Raw genomic sequence first — 23,478 nt, 5'->3', positions numbered from 1 at the left:
CTCCGAGAAGTCGCTGGGCGCGTTTTTGCTCTCAGCGTTGGGCCAAAGAATTGTCATGAATTTTAGCCTGCCGGACTTTCGCCGCAAATGGTCTTGTCGCGGCTATATGTCCGCCGGCGCGGCAATGGTTACCGTCGCGCTGGGACTGTCGCTTGTGCTGACGGAGCAGGCAGAGGCGCGAAAATATGCTGCGCCGTTCGATATCTTTGGCCTTGGTACACCACGGCCGCGTGCGAGGGTTCATTCGGTCAGGATCCCGCTCCCGAGACCGCGCCCCGAGGAGGCCCCGAAAGCATCCGACGAGGCCCCGCCGGAGGCCGAGGGCAAGCCGTCCCCGGACAAGCCGGGTGACACCAAGCCCGCCGAGGCGGCGCGACCGCCCGAGAAGCAGCTCTCCGCCTGCCGCCTCGCGCTGACCGAGGAGATCGCCATCGCACCCTCCATTCCCGATATTCGCGGTCCCGGCGCCTGCGGCGGCGGGGATCTGGTGCGGCTCGAGGCCATCGTGCTGCCGGACAAGCGCAAGGTGACGGTGAAGCCTGCTGCGATCCTCCGCTGCACCATGGCCTCCGCGATCGCGGACTGGGTGCGCAAGGACATGGTGCCGCTGGCCGCGAGCCTCGGCACCACCATCAGCGATCTCGACAATTTCGACAGCTTCGAGTGCCGGGGCCGCAACCGCATCGTCGGCGCGATGCTGTCCGAGCACGGCAAGGCCAACGCGCTCGACGTCCGCGCCATCAAGCTCGCCAACGGGCAGTCGATCGGCCTCACCGACCGCTCCATGTCGCGCGATGTGCGCGAGCGCGTGCTGCATTCGGTCTGCGCGCGCTTCTCCACCGTGCTCGGGCCGGGCTCGGACTGGTACCACGAGGACCACATCCATCTCGATCTCGCCCAGCGGCGCAACGACTACCGGATCTGCCAGTGGAATGTCTGGGATCCCCTGCCGCAGGTCGCCCCGCTCTTGCCGGCGGAGCGCCCCGAGGAGGCGCCGCCGCGCGAGGTCGCGGCCAAGCCTGAGGCAAAGGAAGGCGCCGATGACGAGGCGGCCGAGAAATCCTCTCGGCCTGTGGAGAAGTCGACACCCGAGAAGGCTCAGCCGCACAAGCCGGCAACAAAAAAGCGCCGGTAAAACCGGCGCTTTTGGATTTCAGAGATCAGGAGGCGGCGATCAGTAGCTGCCCGCCTGGCCGGTTCCGCCGGCGCCGAGCGCCAGACGGGAATTGTAGGGGGAATCACCGTGCTTGGGCTCGAGCACCACGACGATGGTGCCGACCTTGACGCGATCATAGAGATCGATCGCGTCCTCGTTGGTCAGGCGGATGCAGCCTGACGAAATCGAGGCGCCGATATATTCCGGCTGGTTGGTGCCGTGGATGCGGAACAATGTGTCTTTCCCGCCGGAATAGAGGTAAATCGCGCGGGAGCCCATCGGATTGTCCGGACCCGGTGCGACATAGGTCGGCACGCCCAGGCGCGAAATTTCGCCGGGGGTGGGGTGCCAGGCCGGCCACTCGGTCTTGCTGCCTACCTTGGCGATGCCCGACCAGGCCATAGCCTCTTCGCCGACGGTGATGCCGTAACGGATCGCCTTGCCGCCATCCTGCACGTAATAGAGGTAGTGATTGTCGGAATCGACCACGATCGAGCCCGGCGATTCCTTGCGGTGATATTCGACGATGGCGCGGCGGAACGGCTCCGCGACAGGGGTGTTCTCATACCGGACCTTGGCAAGGAGTTCCTTGTCCTTCGGCTTGAATGCCTTGGTGTCGGTCGCCTCGAAATGCGTGGCCTGCATGCAGCCCGACAGCATCAGGCCCGCGGCCAAAATTCCCAACTTAACTTTCAGCGACGACATGGTTTGGTTCCAATCAAAACAATACCGTGCGGAAGGCCCGGGCTTAGCGCCCAAGTTCCTCGACTCCGTTAGTCCCATTATCGTTGAAATCTGCCACAATTCCAGCGCTGAAGGCCTTTTCCCGCGCTGCGAGACCCAAGCTGTGGCTTTTCTGCCGCAAGTTTTGCAAGGCTATGGGGTTTTTTTGGCAAGGGAGGTCCGGACTGTCGATTCTGCGCCACAGTAGCGCCACAAATGCAAACCCTCCGTTAATGTTGTTGTCATCGTGAACCTGTCAGAATCGCGCTAAGGGCTGTCATTCTGTCGCAGGTTCTCTGGAGTTGTTCATGTTTTCGGTGTTTGTTCCCTCCGAGTCCTCCCTCAAGAAGGCGGTCATCGAGGATCTCACGGTGCTGCCGGAGAACGCGGTCTGGATCGACCTCGTCAACCCCTCGGCTGCCGAGGACAAGGCCGTGGAGCGGCTGGCGGGGATCGCCATCCCGACCCGGGAAGACATGCAGGAGATCGAGATCTCCAGCCGCCTCTATATCGAGAACGGCGCGCGCTACATGACCGCGACGCTGATGTGCCACTCCGATACCGACATGCCCCGGACCACAGCGGTGACCTTCATCCTCGGCGACCATCGCCTGGTGACGGTGCGCTACGACCTGCCGAAGCCGTTTGCGCTGGTCGAGGCCAAGCTGGCCCGCTCCTGCACGCCGTCCGTCACCGGCGAGATGGTGCTGATGGAACTGCTGGACGCCGTGATCGACCGCTGCGCCGACATCCTGGAGCGCTGCGGCGCCGAGATCGACCAGGTCTCGCACGACATCTTCGAGCCCGAAAGCGAGCGCCACGGTCACGCCAAGCAATATTCCCAGATCCTAATCTCGATCGGCCGCAAGGGCGATTTGACCTCGAAGGTTCGCGAGAGCCTGGTCTCGATCGGCCGCGTCGCCGCATTCCTCTCGGCGGTGGTGGAAGGCGTCAAATGGTCGAAGGACATGCGCGAGCAGCTCAAGACCATGCAGCGCGACGTCGTCTCGCTAACCGACCATGCCTCCTATCTCTCCAACAAGATCACCTTCGTGCTCGACGCCATGCTCGGCGTCGTCAATCTCGAGCAGAACAACATCATCAAGCTGTTTTCGGTCATGGCCGTTGTCCTGATGCCGCCGACGCTGATCGCCTCGATCTACGGCATGAACTTCAAAGCGATGCCGGAACTCGAATGGGTGCACGGCTATCCGATGGCGCTGGTGATGATGCTCATCGCCGCCATCGTTCCGTACTGGATCTTCAAATGGAAGAAGTGGCTGTAATACTACCGAGACCTTACACCGTTCGCAGAGACACGGTGCTTGGTGTCGCAGAATAGAGCGGGATTGCGGCGTCGCGGTGATGTGTGCGCTCCGCCCCAATTCCTCCGGTAAAATTTGAGCGGTGGGCTGAACGTTTGCGCGAAACTTGTCTGCGATAAGTAGTGCGTAGCCGCGAGGAACAGCCATGGTTGAAAAACACATAACGTCGCCCCGCAACGTCATCGATCTGGCGAACTATCGTCAGGTCCTGGCGAGCGGCAAGGCGTCGTCGATGTCGGCACGCCTGTGCCGGCACTGTGGTGCTCCGCTGCTCGATGGCGAGAACGACGACGACTGCTCGACCGCATTCAATGCCGGAGCTCCAAGTGCTTCAGCTTCAAGGCTGCGCGATCGGTCACGTCGGATTCGAGTCGATTGAGCAACGGAAGGAAGGCGGGCGATCCAGGTCTTGCGGCGGCGTTGTCTGGATCGCCTTGCTTCCGTCCTTCGGCATATCAATCAGCGCTTCACGATCTGCGCCGTCGAGACAATGGTCTCGGCGATCGTGCCGTCGCGGCTGAACGGCACCAGATGTTTCCCGACATCCTTTAGCATCGCCTCGACATTGTCGCCCAATGCCTCCGGTGATGACGACGAATAGGTGAGGGTGCGCCGCGTCAGGTCCTCTACGCTGACCGAGTGACTGGTCTCGACCGTGACAAGCTCGGTGGGCCGGAACGCGCTGTCGCGGAAGAACGCGGGCAGGTCGCGATGTGTCCGCGTGCCCCGGCCGGCCTCCTCCCACAGCCTGGCCGGCGACCAGCGGCGGCGGATCTCGTTGTAGCCATCGAGCCATGGATTGCTGCCGTCGGTGGCCGAGAACGAGGCGCAGATCGCAATCGCGCCCTCGCGCGCAACCAATTTGTCGAGCCGTGCCAGCGTCGACTCGCGATCCATCCAGTGCAGCGCGCGGCCGATCGTCACGACATCGAATGTGCCGATGTCGGGCGCAAGGGTCTCGGCCTTGCCTTCGATCAGCGTGAGCGCGTGGCCTGCTCTCGCAGCCGCGCGGCGCGCCGCATCGAGCATTGCAGGCTCAGGGTCGACGCCGACGATACGGCCGACAGAGGGAGCGAAGCCGAGCGCCAGCAGCCCGGGTCCGGTGCCGAGGTCGATCAGGCTGCTCTGTTTCGAGAGGCCGAGCTTTCGCGTGACGCTGCGAAAGAATTCGCTCGGGTAGGGCGGCCGCAAATGCTCGTAGAGTGACGCGGTGCTCGCGAACCGGCCCATGCTTCCGCCGTTCTGGCCTACACGTGCTGGCCGCCGTTGATGTGGATCTCGGCGCCGTTGACGTACGAGCTGGTGTCCGTGCACAGCACGTAGATGATCTTGGCCACTTCGTCCGGTGTGCCGAGCCGGTGCATCGGGATCTGCTGATCGACGATCTTCTCGGTACCCGGCGACAGGATCGAGGTGTCGATCTCGCCCGGCGCAATCGCATTGACGCGCACGCCGACGCGGCCGAAGTCGGAGGCCATCTCGCGCGTCAGCGATGCGAGCGCGGCCTTGGATGTCGCATAGGCGGCACCCGCGAAGGGATGCACGCGCGAGCCCGCGATCGAGGTGACGTTCACGACTGAGCCCTTGGCCGCCTTCAACTCCTCGATCAGTCCGCGCGCGATCATGATCGGCGCGAAGAAGTTGACGTGGAAGACGTGCGTCCAGGTGTCGAGGTCGGTGTCGACCGAGCCGAGCCGGCCGCCGCCCGGGCCCTTCGGCGAGATCGCGGCGTTGTTGACGAGCGCATGCAGCATGCCGCCTTCGAGACGGTTGCGGATTTCGGAGATCGCGCGCGCGGTGTCCGTGGGATCGCCGAGATCGACCTGGATGTGGTCCTCAGGACCCGCGTCCCACGGGCAATCCTCGGGAAAAGCATGCCGCGAGCAGGTGATGACGCGCCAGCCCGCCGAGGAGAAGCGGATCACGGTGGCGTGGCCAATGCCGCGGCTCGCCCCGGTGAGGAGCAGCGTACGACGCGGCAGGTTGGACGAATGCGGCATGGACATCTTTCAGGTCGGCTCAGAGCTCGGGACAAGGCTCAAGGATACATCCGCGTCTTGGACCATGGCTGGCCGGCGGCGTCACGACGAAATTCGATGCGGTCGTGCAGACGGAACGGGCGGTCGTGCCAGAACTCGATGCGTGTCGGGTTGATGCGCCAGCCACTCCAGCCCGGCGGCCGCGGCACCTCGCCGATGACATATCTGGCCGCGACCTTGGCGATGGCCTGCTCGAAGGCGAAGCGGCTCTCCAGCGCTTCGGATTGCTTGCTCGCCCAGGCGCCGATCTGCGCCTGCTTCGGTCGCGTTGCGAAATAGGCGTCGGCCTCGGCGTCGGTCACCGGCGTCACGTTGCCGCGGATGCGGACCTGACGGCGCAGCGACTTCCAGTGAAAAAGTAACGCTGCCTTAGGATTTGCGGCGAGTTCGCGGCCCTTCTGGCTCGCGATGTGGCTGTAGAAGACAAAACCCTCGGTATCGAAGCCTTTCATCAGCACCATGCGCACATCGGGCAGCCCGTCGGGATCGACGGTTGCGAGTGCCATGGCGTTCGGATCGTTCGGTTCGCTCTTGATCGCCTCGTTCAGCCAGGCCTCGAACAGCGCAAATGGCTCGTCGGCGGCGGTGAAATCACCGGATGTTAAGGGTGTCTGGTGTTTCATCGAGGTCGTGTCGGTCATGTCTGGAGTCCGAGTTGCGTCCCGCGGCCCAAAACGCGTTGTTGTCCGCTACCGCCCTATATAGGGCATGGGGACGCGTTGGCCTATCGGCGATCCGGCCGTCCAGCCTTGTCATGACGATCATTCTGGTCGGGCTCGGCACCGGCGGCTGCAGCTTCTCCCGTGGTGACAAGAGCGCCTATGCCAAGGCTGACGACAGCGACCTCACCGGCTCGATCGTGCGGCCGGCGAAAGACACCGCGCCGACGGAGACCGATCTCGCCTTCGCCCGCAACGCCGCCACCGACGTGCTGAGCAAGGGCGACAAGGATTCCAGCCAGCACTGGGAGAACCCGGAGACAGGGGCGCGGGGCTCGGTGACCCCGATCGCGCAGTCCTATGCCGCCGAGGACGGCCGCAAGTGCCGCGATTTCCTGGCGAGCTACGTCAACGGGAACACGGAAAGCTGGCTCCAGGGCGCCGGCTGCCAAAGCAGTCGTGGCCGTTGGGAGATTCATACGCTAAAGCCGTGGCGGAGCTAGGATTCGGCCGGTAGCCCTAGTTGCAAAAATGCCACTCCTACCCCACATGGATCGCAGGTGGGGCGGGGAGCCCTTTAGACAATTCGATTCCTTGAAGGAGACGTGACGGATGCGCGACCCCTATGAGGTCTTGGGGGTGCCGCGGAGCGCCAACGCTGCCGCGATCAAGAGCGCCTATCGCAAGCTTGCCAAGAAGCACCATCCCGACAGCAACAAGGACGATCCGAAGGCGGCCGAGCGCTTCTCCGAGATCAACTCGGCGAACGAGATCATCGGCGACGAGGACAAGCGCAAGCAGTTCGACCGCGGCGAGATCGACGCCGAGGGCAAGCCGCGCTTCCAGGGCTTTCCGGGCGGCGGCCCGCGCGGTCGCGCGGGTCCCGGCGGCTTCGAGAGCTATACGTTCCGCTCCGGCGGCGGACCCGGCCAGGGCGGCGGCGCCTTCGAGGACATCCTCAACAGCATGTTCGGCGGCGGGATGCGCGGTGCGCGGCCCGGAGCCGGCGGCTCAGGGCAGTTCGAATTCGACACCGGCGGGGTCGGGCTTGATCTCGACGTCAACGTCGCGATGTCCGTCTCGCTGGAGGAATCGGTCAAGGGTGGCGAGAAGCGCGTCCGGCTGCCCACGGGCAAGGAGCTCAACGTCAAGATTCCGGCCGGCGTCACCGAGGGCCAGCAGATCCGGCTGCGGGGGCAGGGCGAGAGCGCCCAGGGCCATCCGCCCGGCGATCTCCTGATCACCATCAGCATCGCGCCGCACCCGTTCTTCAAGGTCGAGGGTTCAGATCTCAGGATCGACCTGCCGGTCACGCTGTACGAGGCGGTGCTCGGCGCCAAGGTCCGCGTGCCCACCCTCGGCAATGCCGTGGAGCTCTCGGTCCCCAAGAACACTTCCAGCGGCCGGACCTTCCGTCTCAAAGGCAAGGGCCTGCCGAAATCCGGCGGAACCGGGGATCTCTTCGTCACCATCAGGATTATGCTACCGGACGGGAACGACGCCGAGCTTGAAGCATTGATGGAGAAGTGGCGGGACCAACACCCCTACAATCCACGTAGCGGGCTTGGTTAGGGCGAGATCGAACTGAAGGGGTTCTCCTGGAAGCCGGAAGCATCGTCCACGAGATGATGCTCATCATACTCCTGAAGCGTAGTAGCGCTTCATGTCACGACGTGTCGGCTGTCCGGCGGGGCAGCCGATAAAAAGGTGCGGCCTCGAGAGGGGGACCAGCGCGGTACCAAAAACCCCAATCGAGGCCGCCCGCGTCGATCGGCGGATCGAACGCAGCTCATAATCGCGTGAACACCCGGTGCGATAATGAGACACGCCCGTGTCTTGATTCGAAATTTTCAATGACGGAATCGAGGCACCGCGGTTTGACGGTTGTTTAGGTGCCGTTTTTCTCTGCCTGGTCGTAGACGGCCTGCGCCACCTTGGTCAGCCGGTCGCGATCACCGCCGCCGCTGACGACGTAGCCGACGCCGCGCTCGGCCCAGAACAACGCACCATCCTTGTCCGTCCTGGCGTAGCGCATTTGCGTTGCACCATTCTCGGTCTTGGCGGAGTAGATCGTGTACCGCTCACCCGAGGCGCCCTCATACATCAGGAACGACGCCGGCCCGTTCGGTCCCGGCAGCAGCCGGCCGCCGACCAGCTTCAGTCCGCTCGCTTCCAAATTCGGCGCGAACACGGTCCAGCCGCAGCGCCTGGTCAGCCAGGCCTGCAAATGATCGCGCTCGTTGCCGCCGACTTCGACGGGGTGGCGGACCTCGACGACATAGAGACGGTGGGCGTCGAGCGCGTCCGCGGTGAAGCTCTGGAAGGTCGAAGGCGCATTGGCGGCGCCATGCGCGACCCAGCCGGCGGTGCCGCCGGCGACGAAGGCCACCAGCACGGCCGCGGCGGCGCCATAGAACCATTGCCGGGGACGGCGCTCCAGCCGCTCCAGCTCGAGCCGTACCGGCACCGGCTCCTGGGCGACGGAATCGTAGCGGGCGTGCAGCATCTCGGCCATGGTCTGCCAGGACTGCACCCGCTCGGCATCCTCGGGGTGGGCGGTAAGCCAGGCCTCGACGTCGGCGCGTCGCTCGGCCGGCAGCTCGCCGTCGACATAGGCGTGGAGCTCGTCCTCGGTGATGGGAATGCTGCGGTCGTTCATATCGGTCGTCTCTGGCTCTGCGGCCCAAAATATCCTTCGTTGCTCAACTTCACCCGCTTCACCGTCAGGCTGCGGGCGGTCATTATTCGATGCATCAACCCGGCCATCATTTCACCCGCCTGAGCGCCGGGCGCTCACCCTCCAGTGAGGCTTTCACGTGGGCTCTCGCCCTTGCCAGGCGCGACATCACGGTGCCGATCGGCACGCCCTGGATGTCGGCGACCTCGCGGTAGCTCATGCCCTCCAGCATCACCAGCAGCAGCACCGAGCGCTGCTCCTCGACCAGTGTTGCCAGCGCCTTCTCGATGTCGCGTCCCTCGGCTTCGGTCCCGCTGGCGTCGGGGTTGTTCTCCGTCAGCTGCATGAATTGCGGCCGCCTCGCCAATGAGCGCCGCCGGTTCTTGTTGAGGTTGGTCAGGATCGTATAGAGCCAGCTCCTGACGTCGCCGCCGAGAAACAGGCGCTCCGAACGGAGCGCACGCACCAAGGTATCCTGCACCAGATCGTCGGCCGCATCCGCATCGCGCGTGAGCGCGCGGGCGTAGCGGCGCAACGCCGGGATCATGGCTTCCACGCTCTGGCGAAACGCACTCATGCCGTCTTTGATGTCCTGCCGTTCGGCGCAAGCGCCACAATCATCATAACACCCGAATGGAACGGCTATTCCGGCGCTCGAAACAGCGTTAACGCCGCGTATTAGGGCTGTACCGAAAGGGAGGGCTGGTGTACCTCCAGACCTCAACGAGAGCTCGACGGGACGTTCAAAAATGGCGCAGGATTCAGGTCTGATGCAAGGCAAGCGCGGGGTGATCCTCGGCGTTGCCAACAACCGCTCGATCGCCTGGGGCATTGCCAAGGCATGCCACGCCGCCGGCGCCGAGCTCGCCTTCACCTATCAGGGCGATGCGCTGAAGAAGCGCGTCGAGCCGCTCGCCGCCGAGATCGGCGGTCTCGTGCTCGGCCATTGCGACGTCACGGACGCTGCGACCATCGACGCGGCCTTCGCGGTGCTGAAGGAAAAGTGGGGCAAGATCGACTTCCTGGTGCACGCGATCGCGTATGGCGAGCAGCTCGACGGCCGCTACGTCGACACCACGCAGGAGAACTTCACCAAGTCGATGCTGATCTCCTGCTACTCGTTCACGGCGGTGGCGCAGCGCGCCGAGAAGCTGATGACCGATGGCGGCTCGCTGATCACGCTCTCTTATTACGGCGCCGAGAAGTGGATGCCGCATTACAACGTGATGGGCGTCGCCAAGGCGGCGCTGGAAGCCAGCGTGCGCTATCTCGCCGCCGACCTCGGCGAGAAGAACATCCGCGTCAACGCGATCTCGGCGGGGCCGATCAAGACGCTGGCGGCGTCCGGCATCGGCGACTTCCGCTATATCCTGAAGTGGAACGAGACCAACGCGCCGATGCGGCGCAACGTCTCGACCGAAGACGTCGGCGGCAGCGCGCTGTATTTCCTCTCCGACCTCTCGCGCGGCGTCACCGGCGAGGTGCATCACGTCGATTCCGGCTACCACGTGCTCGGCATGAAGCGGCCGGACGCGCCGGACATTTCGCTCGGCGGTAAGGACTGATCCAAGGACTGATCTTCAGCTGGAATGCCCGTGCCTACGATCTATTACCTTCGCCACGGCGAGACCGAGTGGAATGCGCTCGGCAGGCTTCAGGGCACCAAGGACATTCCGCTGAACGCGCGCGGCCGCAGTCAGGCCGTGCAGGCAGGCCTCGTGCTGGCCGATCTGTTCAGGCGTGACGGGCGCGACAAGGCCGCCCTGCCTTACGTGTCGAGCCCGCTGGGCCGCGCGCGCCAGACCATGGAGCTCGCGCGCGGCAAGCTCGAACTGCCCCCTGCCGATTACGCGCTCGACGATCGTCTGCGCGAGATCGGCTACGGCACTTGGGAAGGGCTGACGCTCGCCGAAAGCGAGGCGAAGGATCCCGACATCTATGCGAGGCGCCTCGCCGACAAATGGACGGTGGGCCCCGCGGGCGGGGAGACCTATGCCGACGTCCAGGTCCGCGTGCGCGCCTGGTACCACCAGCTCCGGACCGACACCGTCGCGGTCGCCCATGGCGGCACCTGCCGGGCCCTGATGGTGTCCCTGGGGCTGGAGACCCCCGCCAGCGCCGCCGAGCTCTATATCGAGCAGGGCGCCGTTTACGTGTTCCGCGAGGGCCGGCTGGAGAAGTATAGTTAGGCCGGTCTGCCGCCGTCCGCCCGCCTTGCGGGTTTGACCCCCAGCCCCCCGCGCGTTACCACACGCCGGAACCGAACCAGCGAGCAGCGATGTCCTTCAACACCTTCGGCCACATGTTCCGCGTCACCACCTTCGGCGAGAGCCATGGGGTGGCGATCGGCTGCGTGGTCGACGGCTGCCCGCCGATGATCCCGCTGACCGAGGCCGACATCCAGCGTGACCTCGACCGTCGCCGTCCCGGCCAGTCGCGCTTCACCACCCAGCGCCAGGAGCCGGACCAGGTGAAAATCCTGTCCGGCGTGATGGCGCATCCGGAGACCGGCGTGCAGGTGACGACGGGCACGCCGATTGGCCTGCTGATCGAGAACACCGACCAGCGCTCGAAGGACTATTCCGAGATCAAGGACAAGTTTCGTCCCGGTCATGCCGACTTCACCTATGAGGCGAAGTACGGCCTGCGCGACTATCGCGGCGGCGGCCGTTCCTCGGCGCGCGAGACTGCGATGCGGGTCGCCGCCGGCGCCATCGCGCGAAAGGTGCTGCCCGACGTGAAGGTGCGCGGCGCGCTGGTGCAGATCGGCCCGCACAAGATCGACCGCGGCAAGTGGGACTGGGACGAGATTGCAAAAAATCCGTTCTTCTGCCCGGACAAGGACAAGGCCGCGTTCTTCGAGACCTATCTCGACGGTATCCGCAAGAGCGGCTCCTCGATCGGCGCGGTGCTCGAGATCGTCGCCGAAGGCGTGCCGGCCGGCCTCGGCGCGCCGATCTACGCCAAGCTCGATTCCGATCTGGCGGGCGCGATGATGACCATCAACGCGGTGAAGGGCGTCGAGATCGGCGCCGGCTTCGGCGCGGCCGAGCTCACCGGCGAAGAGAACGCCGACGAGATGCGCACCGGCAATGACGGCACGCGCTTCCTCTCCAACCATGCCGGCGGCATTCTGGGCGGCATCTCCACGGGACAGCCGATCGTGGTGCGTTTCGCGGTGAAGCCGACCTCGTCGATCCTGCAGCCGCGTCTCACCGTCGATCGCAAGGGCGCGGATACCGAGATCTTCACCAAGGGCCGCCACGATCCCTGCGTCGGCATCCGCGCCGTCCCCGTCGGCGAAGCCATGATGGCCTGCGTGCTGGCGGATCATTTCATTCGGGATCGCGGGCAGGTCGGCCGCTAGGGCCTTCGTGTCGCGGTACCAGCCCACCGCGCAGCTTGACGTCGCTGCAACTTCGTCCGCAAATGCGCGCATGGAAACCTCCGAGCTCCAGCGCCTCACCAATTGGCTGATCGACGGCGCGAGGTCGTCCGGGACCCCGGCCGAGATGATCGCCAACGTCTGCGAGCATCTGGTCGAGGCCGGCCTGCCGCTGTGGCGCTTCGGCATCTTCATCCGCACGCTGCATCCGGAAATCTTCGGCCGCAACTTCATCTGGCGGCAGGGCCAGGAGGTCGAGATCGGCTCCGTCGATTTCGAGATTCTCGATACGCCCGAATTCGCCAGGAGCCCGCTCCGCATCGTGTTCGAGCAGGGGCTGGAGGTCCGGGGACGGATGGACGATCCCGACAGCAAGCGGTTTCCGTTCCTCGACGACATGCGCGCCGAAGGCGTCACCGACTATGTCGCGATGCCGATGCCGTATCTCGACGGCTCGATCCACGCGACGAGCTGGGTCACCCGCCGTCCCGGCGGCTTCAGCGAGGAAGACATCGCGGCGATCAGGACCATCGTGACGCCGCTCGCCCGCGTCAGCGAGATCATCAGCCTGCGCCGCACCGCCGAGATGCTGCTCGACACCTATGTCGGCAACCGCGCCGGCGCGCGCATCCTCGGCGGCCAGATCCGCCGCGGCCACAACGACACCATGCAGGCGGCGATCTGGCTGTCGGATTTGCGCGGCTTCACCGCGCTGTCGGATCGCCTGCCGGCCGAGACCGTGGTCGACATCCTCAACCAGTATTTCGACTGCCAGGTCACAGCGATCCGCGGCCATGGCGGCGAGGTGCTGAAGTTCATGGGCGACGGCCTGCTCGCGGTGTTCCCGATCGACGAATATGTCGGCGATGCCGCCCATGTCTGTTCGCGCGTGCTGGAGGCCGCGCGCGAATCCCGCGCCAGCGTCGAGGCGCTGGCCTTTCCGGTCGGCGACATCGTCGAGCGCTTCCGCTTCGGCGTCGCGCTCCACGTCGGCAACATCCTCTACGGCAATATCGGCGGCGGCAACCGCCTCGACTTCACCTGCATCGGTCCTGCCGTCAATCTCGCCGCACGGCTGGAGAAGATCGCCGGCCGCCTGGGCCGCACCGTCGTGGTCTCGGAAGTCTTTGCCAATGCCTGCCGCCACGACTGGCGCGAGCTCGGCGAGTTTCCGATCGCGGGATTTTCCATGGCGCAGCGCGTCTACGGGCTCGGCGAGGAGACGCCGGTGGTGATGGCGTAATGCGCACTGAGCTGAAGTCGTTCATCGTCGCACGATGAAGCCTCATTCCTCCGGCTCGGTCGTGAACAGCAGCGGATAGCCCTTGGCGCGGCCGGCGTCGGTGGCGCGGGTGGCCTTGGTCTCGGCGACGTCCTTGGTGAAGACGGCAACCACGCAGGCGCCCAGCTTGTGCGCGGTGATCATGACCTTGTAGGCCTGATCCTCGGTCATGCGGAATTCGGCCTTCAGCACCATGGTGACGAATTCGCGCGGCGTGTAGTCGTCGTTGATCAGGATGACCTTGTGCAGCTTCGGCCGCTCGACCTTGGTCTTGGTCCTGGTTTTCGGCTTGGTGACGGTGTCGTTCATTCCGCCTCCTGGACACGGCGGGGTTTCCGGCCGGAAGCGATCAGCTCGCGGCCTTCTCACCATATTGCAGGACCTGCACCTTCTCCAAGGTGATCAACCCGCTCGACATCATGCCGTCCAGGATGGGCAGGAATGCATTGATGTTGTCCTCGCTGTCGACGATCTCGATCAGCAACGGCAGGTCTTCCGACAGGCGCAGGATCTTCGAGGTGTGCAATCGGCTCGATTTGCCGAAGCCCATGGGCCCGCGCAGCACGGTGGCGCCGGCGAGGTGCCGCTCGCGCGCCGTCATCACGATCGCTTCATAGAGCGGCTTGCCCTCGGAATGATCGCTCTCGCCGATGAAGATGCGGAGCGAAACAGCCTGATTGGGAATTTGCATGGTCAGCTCCTTTTCAATCGGTTGTAGCGGCTCGCCAGCATATGCCCGGCCCACACCGACACCAGCCAGCAGACGACCGAGGACGCGACATAGGCGAGCGCAGTGTATTTCATGCCCCCATGGAACAGGCGGAAGGTTTCCAGGCTGAAGGCGGAGAAGGTGGTGTAGCCGCCGCAGAACCCGGTCATGACGAATTGCCGGTGCTCGGGCCGCGCCAGGACGCGGCCGTCAGGGCCGGTCAGCGTCGCGTAGAAGCCGATGATCAGCGAGCCCGTGGCATTGATGAACAGCGTCGCGGTGGGGAAGGCGGGCCCGGTGTCGAGCAGAAGGGAAACGAAATAGCGCGCCAGTCCGCCCAGGATGCTGCCGAAGGAAACCCAGGCATAGAGCACCGCACTGCGCCAGCGGTCGGTGGAAGGGGAGCTCATCAGCCTCTAGCCTCCCAGACGATCCGCAAGCAGGAAGCCGCAAGTCACGGCCGTGAGGCACAGCCCGACCGAGGCGGCGACATTGCCGAGCGCGTGCAGCGGCTCGCCGTTGCGGGCGAGGGTCAGCGTTTGCAGGCTGAACGAGGACACCGTGGTGTAGCAGCCGAGGAAGCCGGTCACCGCGAACAGCCACGGGTTGGGCGCGGCGAAGATCGAGCCCGGATGGGTCGCCAGCGCGCCAAAAATGCCGATCAGGAAGGCGCCGGTGACATTGATGGTCATGGTGCCCCACGGAAACGTCTCGCCCAGCCGCCGCGCGATCGCGCCGGAGACGAAGTAGCGTGCGCAGCCGCCCAGCACGCTGCCGATCATGATCGCAAGCACTCCGCTCAGCACGACGAACCATCTCCCGTCATCGCTTGACCTCCGTTGCGAGCCCGTTGCCGATGGCGAGCAGCCCCGCGAGTGACACCAGTACGAAGCCGAGCCCGGCCAGGAACGTGCCGGCCGGGCCATAGGCATCCCACAGTGCGCCCGCGATCACGCTCGCCGCCAGCAGGGCAAGGCCCGTGAACAGGTTGAAATAGCCGAACGCGGTGCCGCGCAGGCTGGGCGGTGCGGCGTCGGCGACGAGCGCCGAGAGCAGGCCCTGCGTCAGTCCCATATGCAGGCCCCACAGCACGACACCGAGCGCGAGGCCGCCAAGGTTTGGCAGCAGCGCGAGTGCGAGATCGGCGCCGGCGAGGAAGACGAGGCCGAGCGCGAGCAGGCCGGTGCGGTTGATGCGGTCCGACAGCACGCCGGCCGGATAGGCCGAGAGCGCGTAAGCGATGTTCATCAGCACCAGCACCGCCGGCACCCACATCGCATTGAGTCCGATATTTTGCGCGCGCAGGATCAGGAAGGCCTCGCTGAAGCGGGCGAGCGTGAACACGACGCCGACCGCGACGATGCGCCAGTACACCGATCCGAGCTGCCGCATCGCAGCGAGATTGAGCGGATTCGTCGCAGGCTCCCGGCTCGGGTCCGGCTCCGGCTCGCTTACGCCAAAGGCGATCAGGCCGAAGGAGAGAAAGGCCGGCAGCACGGCGAACCAGAACACGAGGGCAAAGTTGTCCGCCGTCCACCACATCAGGCCGATCGCGACGAGCGGCCCGACGAAGGCGCCGATGGTGTCGAGCGACTGCCGCAAGCCAAAGCTCGCGCCACGCAGGCCGCGAGGTGCGATATCGGCGATCAGTGCATCCCGCGGTGCACCGCGGATGCCCTTGCCGACGCGGTCGATGAAGCGCGCCGCCACCAGCCATCCGACGCTGGGCGCGAGCGGGAATAGCGGTTTTGTCAGCGCGGCGAGGCCATAGCCCAGAGCAGCGAGCAGCTTGCGGCGGCCGAGCCAGTCCGACAGCGCGCCGGAGAAGATCTTCGTGATCGAGGCGGTGGCCTCCGCAATGCCCTCGATGAAGCCGACCGTGAGCGTGGACGCCCCGAGCACGGTGACGAGATAGACCGGCAGCAGCGCGTGGATCATCTCGGAGGAGATGTCCATCAGCATCGAGACGAAGCCGAGCACCCAGATTCCCCTGGGCAGCCCGCTGCGCGCAGCAATCGGTGTCGTCGTCACGCCTTCTCCTTCTTCCGCCTTCAGGCAACAAAAAACCCGCCATCGGCGGGTTTGTCCATGCTCCCGCCAAAGGCGGAGGCTCAATGATTGCCCCACCTCAAGCAGGAGTCATCAGCCCACTACGGTCGAGCCGCCGGGCGGTTGTCGGGGGACTCCATCCACATCTGTACGGTCAGCCTAGCATGGAAATCGCGCTCGACAAGTGGGCGGGGACGTGTCTCCACCGGCGCCGCCGTCATTCCGGCTTCGGCTCTTCGAGCCGCCCCGGAATGACGGAGCCTGTGGTCGCACGTGTTCCGATGACGCAAGCGCGGCAACACGGCGGCAGCTTTGCGTAACGCACACAAATTCCTAACTCGAATGTGAAGCGCAGGCGATCTTCGCACTTTGCGGCAAGGCGATTGCATGTCACCATCGCGTCATACGACGGGAGACTGCGATGCGCTTGCTGTTCTCGATCGGGGCTGTGCTGGTGGCCGGCGTGCTCGCCGGGGGGGACGTCGCGGGCATCGCGGCACCAGGGCCGAAGTTTGAACCTCCCAGGACTCAGTCGCAGCGGCTGGCGGCCGACCGGGACGCGCAGACGGTCGATGTCGAGCTGATCCTCGCGGTGGACGTGTCCTACTCCATGGACATGGACGAGCTGGCGATCCAGCGCGAGGGCTACGCGCAGGCGATCCAGTCGAAGGAGTTTCTCCAGGCGTTGAAGCTGGGCCCGAACGGGCGGATCGCGGTGACCTATTTCGAGTGGGCTGCCTCCACCGACCAGAAGATCATCATTCCCTGGCGCCTGGTCGACGGACCGGAGACCGCGGACGCGGTCGCCGCCGAGATCATGAAGACGCCGATCCGGCGCGCCTCGCGCACCTCGATCTCCGGCGCGATCACCTTCGCGATGCCGCTGTTCGACGAGGATCCCTATCGGGGCCTGCGCCGCGTCATCGACATCTCGGGCGATGGTCCCAACAACAACGGCGGCCCGGTCACGGTGGCGCGCGACGCCGCGCTCGAGAAGGGCATCGTCATCAACGGCCTGCCGATCATGGTCAAGGAGCCCTCCTATTCGACCATGGATATCGACAATCTCGACTATTACTACGAGGACTGCGTCGTCGGCGGTCCCGGCTCCTTCGTCATCGCGATCAAGGACCGCGACAAATTCAAGGAGGCGATCCGCACCAAGCTGCTGATGGAGGTCGCCGGCCGCACGCCGGAGCGTCCCGTGGTGCGCGTTGCCGACAAGGACAAGGAGCCGCGCGTCAACTGCCTGATCGGCGAGAAGATCTGGTCGGACCGCTGGGGACGCTAAAGCATGATCCGGACCCGAAGGGCCGCGTAGCGCAAAGTGCGAAGCGGTTTTCCGGAAAGGTTATGCGTCAACAACAACCTAAAGCGCGATGACGATTCATCCCAATCTCATCGCGCTTGAGCAGCACGCGCCTCGGACGGCGGGCGGTCCTCTACCATTTCGGCGCCCGCTTCTCCACGAACGCTCTCAGGCCCTCCTGCGCCTCGTCCGACGTCGCGACGTTGCAGAAATCGTCCACGGCACTTGCAATGCTGCGCCGATAATCGAGATCGATCTGGCGCATGAAGGCGGCGCGGCCCATCCGCAGCACCGCGGCCGATTTCGCCGCGAACTGCACCGCGAGCCTCCCGGTTTCCGCCTCGAGCTCGGCATCGGCGACGACGCGGTTCACCACGCCGAGCTCGCGCGCCTCCGCCGCGCTGAAGACGCGGCCGGTGAACAGCAGCTCGAAGGCGCGGTGGCGTCCGACGATGCGCGGCAGATGCGCATAGTGGATGGCGGGAATGACCCCGACGTCGATCTCGGGGTAGCCGAACGTCGCGCTCTCGGAGGCCAGCACCACGTCGCAGGACACCGCCATGGTCATGCCGCCGCCGCGCGCCGCGCCGCCGACCGCGGCGATCGACGGCTTTCCGAGCGCGTACTGGGCGTCATAGAGGTCGATGTAGAGCGCCTGGAGGAATTCGCGGATCTGGGCGCCGGACTTGCCGAGCAAAATGTCGAGGTCGAGGCCCGCCGAAAAGCGTTTTGCAATGGCGCTCGCCAGCACGACAACGCGCGCATCGGTATCGTCGGCAGCGCGGCGCAAGGCCGCGACCACCGCACGGATGACCTCGAGGCTCAACGCGTTGACAGGCGGCCGACGCAGCGTGATGCGGGCGACGTTGCCGATGCGCTCGTAAGTGACGGGATGGTCTGATGTCACCGGGATCTCCAAGTCTTCAAGTGCGTAGTACGGACGAGCCTACCAATCCGTCATCCTGAGGTGCGAGGCATGGGACGCAACGCGTCCCATGGGGAGCCTCGAAGGATGCACGGCCCCGATGTAGCCGGGCCGTCGCCCTTCGAGGGCCGCTGAAGAAGCGGCCACCTCAGGGTGACGGTGATAGAATTTCGCCAGCGCGGCTATTTCGCAGCCAGCGGCGGCAGCGGGGGCACGCTGTCGTTCGGCGCTTCAGCCTGCATCGTGATCAGCGTCATCGAGACCAGGTCGTAATAGCCGATCAGGCCGATGATATCCATGATGCCGCGCTCGCCGAACTTCTGCTGCGCGGCGCGGTAGACCTCGTCGGATACCTTCTTGTCGCGATAAAGCGCCATCACGAGCTCGTAGAGCGCGGCCTCGTCGTCCTTCATCGTCTGCGGCCGCACGCCGTTCGCGATATCCTTGGCAACCTGCGGATCGAGCCCGGCCTTCATCGCGAGCGGATAATGCGCGAACCATTCGTACTGCGCCGTCCACTGCCTTGCCGTGATCAGGATGGCAAACTCGCTGAGCCGCGCCGGCAGCGACGAATTCCAGCGCAGATAGTCCGACATTGCCGAGAGCTTTGGCGCGAGCTCTGGGTTGCGGATATAGGCGCGATAGGGCGGGTTGGTGAATTTGGCATTGCGTGGCGGCACCACGATCGCATCCGCCCATTCCTTCTGCGGCGGCGTCAGCTCGTCCGCCTTCAGCGGCGTGAAGCGGGTCGGCTCGGCAGCGCGGCCTGCGCCAGGGATTGCCGTAGTGACCAGTGCAGCCAGTGCCAGGCCAAGATATCGCATCGTCATCCTCCCATTCCGGCGGACTCGCGCCGCCTTGTTCGATCGCCAGCTTACGTTGCGGCGTGAGCCGTGCAAGACCTCGGCAACGCATGCTAGGTTGCGTGCCGGAGATTGCTTGTGACGGAGGGATTCATGACCGACGAACAGGCGATGATGGTCGGGTCCGCTACCGTCTTCGTCGTATCCGATATCACCGCCAGCCTCGCCTATTACCGCGACGTGCTGGGCTTCGAGGTCACCTTCGAATACGGGCAGCCGCCGTCCTATGCCTGCCTCTGCCGTGGCGAGGTTGGCCTGCATCTGCTCGCAGCGGCCGCAACGAAACGGCTGCCCGGACAGGGAGGCCTCTGCGTTTTTGTCAGGGATGTCGATGAGCTCTATGCCGAAGTGTCGGCGCGCGGCGCCAGGTTGCTCAATCGTCCGGAGGACCGCGATTACGGCATGCGCGATTTCGATGTCGTCGATGCCGACGGCAATCAGCTGACGTTCGGCATGGGGACGGACGCCGCGGCCTGACATCGTCGGCCGCGTGCGCCCGGCGGTGGATCAGATCCGCGCCTCCAGGATCAGGTTGAAGGGTGTTTCGGCGGCGCGGCGGAAGCGCGACAGGCCGCCTTCGCGCGCGACCTTGCGCAGCCGCGCTTCGCCCGCCTGTGCACCGAGCGCGAGGCCCACCTCCTGATCGAGCGAGGCCGGCGTGCAGATCATGGTCGAGGCCGCATAGTAGACGCGTCCGACCGGGTTGAGATTGTCTTCGAGGCGATCGCCTGCGAACGGCTCGACCAGCATGCAGGTGCCGTCCTTCGCCATGGTCTCGCGCACGTGGCTGATGGCGCCGACGGGATCGCCCATATCGTGCAGGCAATCGAAGAAGCAGACGAGATCGTAGCCCTCGGCCGGATAGGACTTGGCCGAGTGAACGGCGAAGGAAACCCGGTCGCCGAGTTTGGCCTCGTTGGCTCCCTTCCGCGCGGCCTCGATCGAGCCCTCGTGATAGTCGAAGCCGTAGAAGCGCGAGTTCGGGAAGGCTTCCGCCATCAGCCGCGTCGAGACGCCGTGGCCGCAGCCGACATCGGCAACCTTGGCACCGCGCTTCAGCTTGTCCACGACGCCGTCGAGCGCGGGCAGCCACTCCTGCACCAGATGATGCATATAGCCGGTGCGGAAGAAGCGTGCGGTGCCGCAGAACAGGCACTCGCTGCGCCGGTTCCAGCCGACACCCTTGCCGGTCTTGAACGCGTCCGTGATCTTCGGCTCGTCGAGAAACGCCGCTGCAATGACATTGCCGACGGCGCCGAGGAACACCGGGCTGTCCTGGTCGGCAAGCGCCATCGCCTGCTCCGGCAGCATCGAGAACTTTCCTGAAGCGGTATCATATTCGACGTAGCCGGACGCCGCCTGGCTCGAGAGCCATTCGCGGACATAACGCTCCGTCGTTCCGGTGGCGCTGGCGAGCTCGGCGGAGTTCATCGGTCCCTTGGCGGCGAGGGCGCGGTAGAGGCCGAGCTTGTCGCCCAGCAGGACCAGCGAGGCGTTCATTGCCGCCCCCACCTCGGTGATCATCTTGCCCATAAAGGCATTCAACCTGTCGGCATTGACCTCCATGACAACCTCCATGATATGGCGTTTTCAAAGGTCTTCGGACCAAGGCAGGCGCGCGGGTTCGCGCCTCCCCTAAAGTGGGTCCATCCGTCACGGAGCAGGTTCAACGCGTCAGGAAAAGGTGATCCTGGAACTGAGGGGCCGGCCACCGGCATCGCGTCGCTGGCAATCTGCCGGTCCTCCGGGTATGATTTGGGCATGTTCTGACGGTCACCCGAATGCCAGGCTTTGCTTCCTCTCGTGCGCTCGCAACCCTGTTCGCCGTGCTTTGCACCTGCGGAGCCCCGGCTCATGCGCAAGTCGCACCCCTGAGATATTGGATCCCGGGCGGGGCCTTTGGCTATGGCGGCAGCGATGGCCAGAGCTCCGACGCTTACGGCAATTTTCCGAGCTTCAATGCCGCCGACGCAAGCGGGCGTACCAACTTTGCCAACGGCTTCTTCGTCGGCAGCCAGCGTGGCAACCTGAATTGGAGCGGCCTCAGCCAGACTGGCCTGGCCGGCAATTTCAGCGCGCTCTCCTATGACAGCACGCAGTTCGGCTACAACACCAAGACCGCCGGCGGCATGCCCGTCACGTTCTTTGCCGGTTTCGACACGCTGAAATATGGCAATGGCATCGGCAGCTCGATAGCGCCGCTGACATCCAGCGCCGCACCGGGATACAGCGCATTTGCGGGTGTCGAGTTCAAGCCGACCTCCAACCTCAGCCTGTCGTTCGGGGCCGGGTTCATCCAGCAGGACTCGGGCCGCATGGACAGCGATATCAGGTCGAACATGCTGCCCGGTGAGTCACCGGCGCTGAGCGGGCTTCGCCGCTAGCAAAATCAGCGCGTGAACTTCGCCACCAGCTCGACATGCGGCGTATGCCGGAACTGGTCGACCGGCACCACGCTATCGATCTTGTAGCCGCCGTCGATCAAGAGGCGCGCATCGCGGGCGAAGGTCGCGACGTTGCAGGACACGGCAACAACCACCGGCACCTTGCTCGCGGCAAGCTTCAGCGCCTGCGCCTGCGCGCCCTGACGCGGGGGGTCGAACACCACGGCATCGAAGTCGCGCAGCTCCGGCGGCACCAGGGGGCGGCGGAATAGGTCGCGCGGTTCGGCCTTGATCGGCTTCAGGCCTGGTGTGCGCGCTGCCTTTGCGAGCGCTGCGATCGCGCCGGCATCGCTGTCATAGGCGATGACGCGTGCCTTTTCGGCCAGTCTCAACGCAAACGGCCCGACGCCGCAGAAGAGGTCGAGAACCTCCTTGGACTTGCCGATGCGCTCTACGACCAGCGCCGCGAGCGTCTCTTCACCCGCGACGGTGGCTTGCAGGAACGAACCCGGCGGCAGCACCACCTCGGCGCGGCCCATTCGCACGGTCGGTGCGAGGCGCTGCAGCACCAGCTCGCCATGGCGCGTCAGCCGCGCCAGGCGATGCTGCTCGGCGATGCGCGACAGTGCCGTGACGAGCGGCGTCGGCAGCGGGCCGGAGCCGCGCACGTCGACGTCGAGCCCGTTGATGGTGGCGGTGACCTGGATGTCGAGCGGCTTGGTCACCGGCATTTTGGACGTCAGCGGTTCTGCGATCGCCCAGGCGGCATCGAGTGCACCTTCGAGCGCGGGATCGAGGATCGGGCAGCGATGGATCGGGATGACGTCGTGCGAGCTTGTCGCCGAGAAGCCGACCTTGAGGACGTCATGCGTGCCGAAGCGGCCATGCAGCGTGACGCGCCGGCGCCCGGCGCCATGGGCGTCGACCAGCGGCGCCACCTCGCACGCGATGCCGGCCTGCGCCAGCGTCTCGACCACGATGCCGCGCTTCCAGGCGTGGTAAGGCTCCGCCGCCCAGTGCTGGATGGCGCAGCCGCCGCAGACGCCGAAATGCGGACAGAACGGTTCGATGCGATCGGGGCTCGCGACGTCCACCGCCAGCAGCTTGCGGCGGTCGGGATGATGGCCCGCGACGTGATCGACCTCCACGGTCTCGCCCCGAAGCGTATAGGGAATGTAGACTGCATCGCCCGTCGTGAGCGAGACGCCGTCGCCGCGGTGGCCGACGTGATCGATCGTCAATCGCTCAACCACGGCGCGCGCCCAGGAAGAATTCGATGTTGCCGTCGCCGCCGGTGATCGGGGAAGGGAACACCTCGATATCGGTGCAGCCTAGCGAGGCCGCAAACGCCGCGATGTCGTCGCAGATCTGCTGATGCACCGCGGCATCGCGGATGATGCCCTTCTTGTTGTGTTTCCTGTCGGCCTCGAATTGCGGCTTGATCAGCGCCAGCAGGCTCATCGGTGCCGCCGCCAGCGACAGCGCCACGGGCAGCACGCTCTTGAGCGAGATGAAGCTGACGTCGATGACGACGACATCGGGCCGCGCCGGCAGGCGCTTGCCGTCATAGGCACGGATATCGGTCTCCTCCATCGACACGATCTTGGGATGATCGCGCAGCGAGGGATGCAGCTGGCTGGTGCCGACATCGATCGCGAACACCAGGCTCGCGCCGTTCGCCAGCAGCACCTCGGTGAAACCGCCGGTGGAGGCGCCGACGTCGAGGCAGACATGATCTTCGATCTCGATCGGGTAGCGCTCCAGCGCGCCCGCAAGCTTGACGCCGCCGCGCGAGACGTAGGGGTGAGCGGGCTCGGCCTGGATCACCGCATCCTCAAGGATCGTCTCCGACGGTTTTGAAACCTGCTTGTCGTCGGCCGTGACGAGGCCGGCCTCGATGGCCGCACGCGCCCGCGCCCGGCTCTCGAACAGGCCGCGCTCGACCAGCAATACATCCGCGCGCTTGCGGGCAGGGGACATCGGTTCTCTCAAG

28 protein-coding genes and 1 riboswitch are annotated in these 23,478 nt (G+C 65.2%); of the genes, 12 read left to right on the top strand and 16 right to left on the bottom strand.

Going from position 1 to position 23,478, the window contains the following annotated elements; all coding sequences use genetic code 11:
• Window positions 1-55 precede the first annotated feature (55 nt).
• Complete coding sequence (locus XH79_RS13370; protein WP_271581979.1) at window positions 56-1,135, top strand: extensin family protein; 1,080 nt, start codon at window positions 56-58, stop codon at window positions 1,133-1,135.
• 39 nt (window positions 1,136-1,174) lie between these two features.
• Here XH79_RS13370 and XH79_RS13365 read toward each other — a convergent pair whose 3' ends face one another.
• Window positions 1,175-1,861, bottom strand: a complete 687-nt coding sequence (locus XH79_RS13365; protein ID WP_018648678.1) for a L,D-transpeptidase — start codon at window positions 1,859-1,861, stop codon at window positions 1,175-1,177.
• A 326-nt stretch (window positions 1,862-2,187) separates the two neighbouring features.
• Here XH79_RS13365 and XH79_RS13360 point away from each other — a divergent pair, with 326 nt between their 5' ends.
• Complete coding sequence (locus XH79_RS13360) at window positions 2,188-3,165, top strand: magnesium transporter CorA family protein (protein ID WP_212343344.1); 978 nt, start codon at window positions 2,188-2,190, stop codon at window positions 3,163-3,165.
• Between the two features lie 184 nt (window positions 3,166-3,349).
• Complete coding sequence (locus tag XH79_RS13355; protein WP_212343345.1) at window positions 3,350-3,583, top strand: hypothetical protein; 234 nt, start codon at window positions 3,350-3,352, stop codon at window positions 3,581-3,583.
• Between the two features lie 80 nt (window positions 3,584-3,663).
• Here XH79_RS13355 and XH79_RS13350 read toward each other — a convergent pair whose 3' ends face one another.
• Genes XH79_RS13350 through pdxH form a run of 3 tightly spaced genes read right to left on the bottom strand, consistent with a single transcriptional unit; the run spans window position 3,664 to window position 5,884 of the window.
• A complete protein-coding gene (locus tag XH79_RS13350) occupies window positions 3,664-4,434 on the bottom strand; it encodes a class I SAM-dependent methyltransferase (RefSeq protein ID WP_271581978.1) in 771 nt (256 codons plus the stop codon).
• 17 nt (window positions 4,435-4,451) lie between these two features.
• Window positions 4,452-5,204: an SDR family NAD(P)-dependent oxidoreductase gene (locus tag XH79_RS13345; protein ID WP_271581977.1), complete on the bottom strand. Its 753-nt coding sequence runs from the start codon at window positions 5,202-5,204 to the stop codon at window positions 4,452-4,454.
• A 38-nt stretch (window positions 5,205-5,242) separates the two neighbouring features.
• On the bottom strand, window positions 5,243-5,884 hold the full coding sequence (gene pdxH, locus XH79_RS13340) for a pyridoxamine 5'-phosphate oxidase (RefSeq protein WP_271581976.1): 642 nt from the start codon (window positions 5,882-5,884) through the stop codon (window positions 5,243-5,245).
• Window positions 5,885-5,997: 113 nt separating this feature from the next.
• Here pdxH and XH79_RS13335 point away from each other — a divergent pair, with 113 nt between their 5' ends.
• Complete coding sequence (locus tag XH79_RS13335; protein ID WP_212343348.1) at window positions 5,998-6,405, top strand: RT0821/Lpp0805 family surface protein; 408 nt, start codon at window positions 5,998-6,000, stop codon at window positions 6,403-6,405.
• Between the two features lie 109 nt (window positions 6,406-6,514).
• Complete coding sequence (locus tag XH79_RS13330; protein WP_271581975.1) at window positions 6,515-7,474, top strand: J domain-containing protein; 960 nt, start codon at window positions 6,515-6,517, stop codon at window positions 7,472-7,474.
• Between the two features lie 316 nt (window positions 7,475-7,790).
• Here XH79_RS13330 and XH79_RS13325 read toward each other — a convergent pair whose 3' ends face one another.
• Together XH79_RS13325 and XH79_RS13320 are read right to left on the bottom strand one after the other, a co-directional pair.
• Entirely contained in the window at window positions 7,791-8,561 is a 771-nt protein-coding gene (locus XH79_RS13325) for an anti-sigma factor family protein (protein WP_271581974.1), read from the bottom strand.
• A 106-nt stretch (window positions 8,562-8,667) separates the two neighbouring features.
• Complete coding sequence (locus XH79_RS13320; protein WP_011085414.1) at window positions 8,668-9,156, bottom strand: sigma-70 family RNA polymerase sigma factor; 489 nt, start codon at window positions 9,154-9,156, stop codon at window positions 8,668-8,670.
• A 172-nt stretch (window positions 9,157-9,328) separates the two neighbouring features.
• On the opposite strand from XH79_RS13320, the gene fabI reads away from it, so the two are divergent.
• The 4 genes from fabI (at window position 9,329) to XH79_RS13300 (ending at window position 13,207) form a co-directional block, all read left to right on the top strand.
• Window positions 9,329-10,144: an enoyl-ACP reductase FabI gene (gene fabI, locus XH79_RS13315; protein ID WP_271581973.1), complete on the top strand. Its 816-nt coding sequence runs from the start codon at window positions 9,329-9,331 to the stop codon at window positions 10,142-10,144.
• A 24-nt stretch (window positions 10,145-10,168) separates the two neighbouring features.
• On the top strand, window positions 10,169-10,768 hold the full coding sequence (locus XH79_RS13310) for a histidine phosphatase family protein (RefSeq protein ID WP_271581972.1): 600 nt from the start codon (window positions 10,169-10,171) through the stop codon (window positions 10,766-10,768).
• Window positions 10,769-10,857: 89 nt separating this feature from the next.
• Window positions 10,858-11,946 (top strand): chorismate synthase, encoded by a 1,089-nt coding sequence (aroC, locus tag XH79_RS13305; RefSeq protein WP_271581971.1) that lies wholly within the window; start codon window positions 10,858-10,860, stop codon window positions 11,944-11,946.
• Window positions 11,947-12,016: 70 nt separating this feature from the next.
• A complete protein-coding gene (locus tag XH79_RS13300) occupies window positions 12,017-13,207 on the top strand; it encodes an adenylate/guanylate cyclase domain-containing protein (protein ID WP_271581970.1) in 1,191 nt (396 codons plus the stop codon).
• A 42-nt stretch (window positions 13,208-13,249) separates the two neighbouring features.
• Here XH79_RS13300 and clpS read toward each other — a convergent pair whose 3' ends face one another.
• The 5 genes from clpS to XH79_RS13275 are packed head-to-tail and all read right to left on the bottom strand — an operon-like array spanning window position 13,250 to window position 15,986.
• Window positions 13,250-13,555, bottom strand: a complete 306-nt coding sequence (gene clpS, locus XH79_RS13295; RefSeq protein WP_025034645.1) for an ATP-dependent Clp protease adapter ClpS — start codon at window positions 13,553-13,555, stop codon at window positions 13,250-13,252.
• Window positions 13,556-13,595: 40 nt separating this feature from the next.
• Window positions 13,596-13,937, bottom strand: a complete 342-nt coding sequence (locus XH79_RS13290; RefSeq protein WP_271581969.1) for a DUF190 domain-containing protein — start codon at window positions 13,935-13,937, stop codon at window positions 13,596-13,598.
• 2 nt (window positions 13,938-13,939) lie between these two features.
• A complete protein-coding gene (gene crcB, locus XH79_RS13285) occupies window positions 13,940-14,365 on the bottom strand; it encodes a fluoride efflux transporter CrcB (RefSeq protein WP_212343356.1) in 426 nt (141 codons plus the stop codon).
• 6 nt (window positions 14,366-14,371) lie between these two features.
• On the bottom strand, window positions 14,372-14,761 hold the full coding sequence (gene crcB / locus XH79_RS13280; RefSeq protein ID WP_271581968.1) for a fluoride efflux transporter CrcB: 390 nt from the start codon (window positions 14,759-14,761) through the stop codon (window positions 14,372-14,374).
• A 16-nt stretch (window positions 14,762-14,777) separates the two neighbouring features.
• Window positions 14,778-15,986 (bottom strand): MFS transporter, encoded by a 1,209-nt coding sequence (locus tag XH79_RS13275; RefSeq protein ID WP_271581967.1) that lies wholly within the window; start codon window positions 15,984-15,986, stop codon window positions 14,778-14,780.
• Between the two features lie 95 nt (window positions 15,987-16,081).
• A riboswitch (Fluoride riboswitch) is annotated at window positions 16,082-16,157 on the bottom strand.
• Between the two features lie 268 nt (window positions 16,158-16,425).
• Here XH79_RS13275 and XH79_RS13270 point away from each other — a divergent pair.
• On the top strand, window positions 16,426-17,295 hold the full coding sequence (locus XH79_RS13270) for a DUF1194 domain-containing protein (RefSeq protein ID WP_212343358.1): 870 nt from the start codon (window positions 16,426-16,428) through the stop codon (window positions 17,293-17,295).
• Between the two features lie 151 nt (window positions 17,296-17,446).
• Here the strand turns inward: XH79_RS13270 and XH79_RS13265 are convergent, their stop codons facing one another.
• Window positions 17,447-18,220, bottom strand: coding sequence for an enoyl-CoA hydratase/isomerase family protein (locus tag XH79_RS13265; RefSeq protein WP_271581966.1), 774 nt, complete (start codon window positions 18,218-18,220; stop codon window positions 17,447-17,449).
• Between the two features lie 200 nt (window positions 18,221-18,420).
• Window positions 18,421-19,062, bottom strand: coding sequence for a carboxymuconolactone decarboxylase family protein (locus tag XH79_RS13260; RefSeq protein ID WP_271581965.1), 642 nt, complete (start codon window positions 19,060-19,062; stop codon window positions 18,421-18,423).
• A gap of 132 nt (window positions 19,063-19,194) precedes the next feature.
• Between XH79_RS13260 and XH79_RS13255 the strand changes: the two genes are divergently transcribed.
• Window positions 19,195-19,578, top strand: coding sequence for a bleomycin resistance protein (locus XH79_RS13255; RefSeq protein ID WP_271581964.1), 384 nt, complete (start codon window positions 19,195-19,197; stop codon window positions 19,576-19,578).
• Window positions 19,579-19,608: 30 nt separating this feature from the next.
• Here XH79_RS13255 and XH79_RS13250 read toward each other — a convergent pair whose 3' ends face one another.
• On the bottom strand, window positions 19,609-20,667 hold the full coding sequence (locus XH79_RS13250; RefSeq protein WP_271581963.1) for a class I SAM-dependent methyltransferase: 1,059 nt from the start codon (window positions 20,665-20,667) through the stop codon (window positions 19,609-19,611).
• A gap of 215 nt (window positions 20,668-20,882) precedes the next feature.
• On the opposite strand from XH79_RS13250, the gene XH79_RS13245 reads away from it, so the two are divergent.
• Window positions 20,883-21,485, top strand: coding sequence for a hypothetical protein (locus tag XH79_RS13245; RefSeq protein WP_271581962.1), 603 nt, complete (start codon window positions 20,883-20,885; stop codon window positions 21,483-21,485).
• A 5-nt stretch (window positions 21,486-21,490) separates the two neighbouring features.
• On the opposite strand, the gene XH79_RS13240 is transcribed toward XH79_RS13245, so the two are convergent.
• Entirely contained in the window at window positions 21,491-22,738 is a 1,248-nt protein-coding gene (locus XH79_RS13240; RefSeq protein WP_271581961.1) for a class I SAM-dependent RNA methyltransferase, read from the bottom strand.
• Window positions 22,731-23,465, bottom strand: a complete 735-nt coding sequence (locus XH79_RS13235) for a TlyA family RNA methyltransferase (RefSeq protein ID WP_271581960.1) — start codon at window positions 23,463-23,465, stop codon at window positions 22,731-22,733. Before XH79_RS13235 ends, XH79_RS13240 begins: the two co-directional genes overlap by 8 nt.
• Window positions 23,466-23,478 lie beyond the last annotated feature (13 nt).

The sequence above is a fragment of the Bradyrhizobium sp. CCBAU 45389 genome, assembly GCF_028128625.1.
GTDB classification, from domain to species: Bacteria; Pseudomonadota; Alphaproteobacteria; order Rhizobiales; family Xanthobacteraceae; genus Bradyrhizobium; species Bradyrhizobium liaoningense_B.
This window is presented reverse-complemented; position numbering and strand designations above follow the sequence as displayed.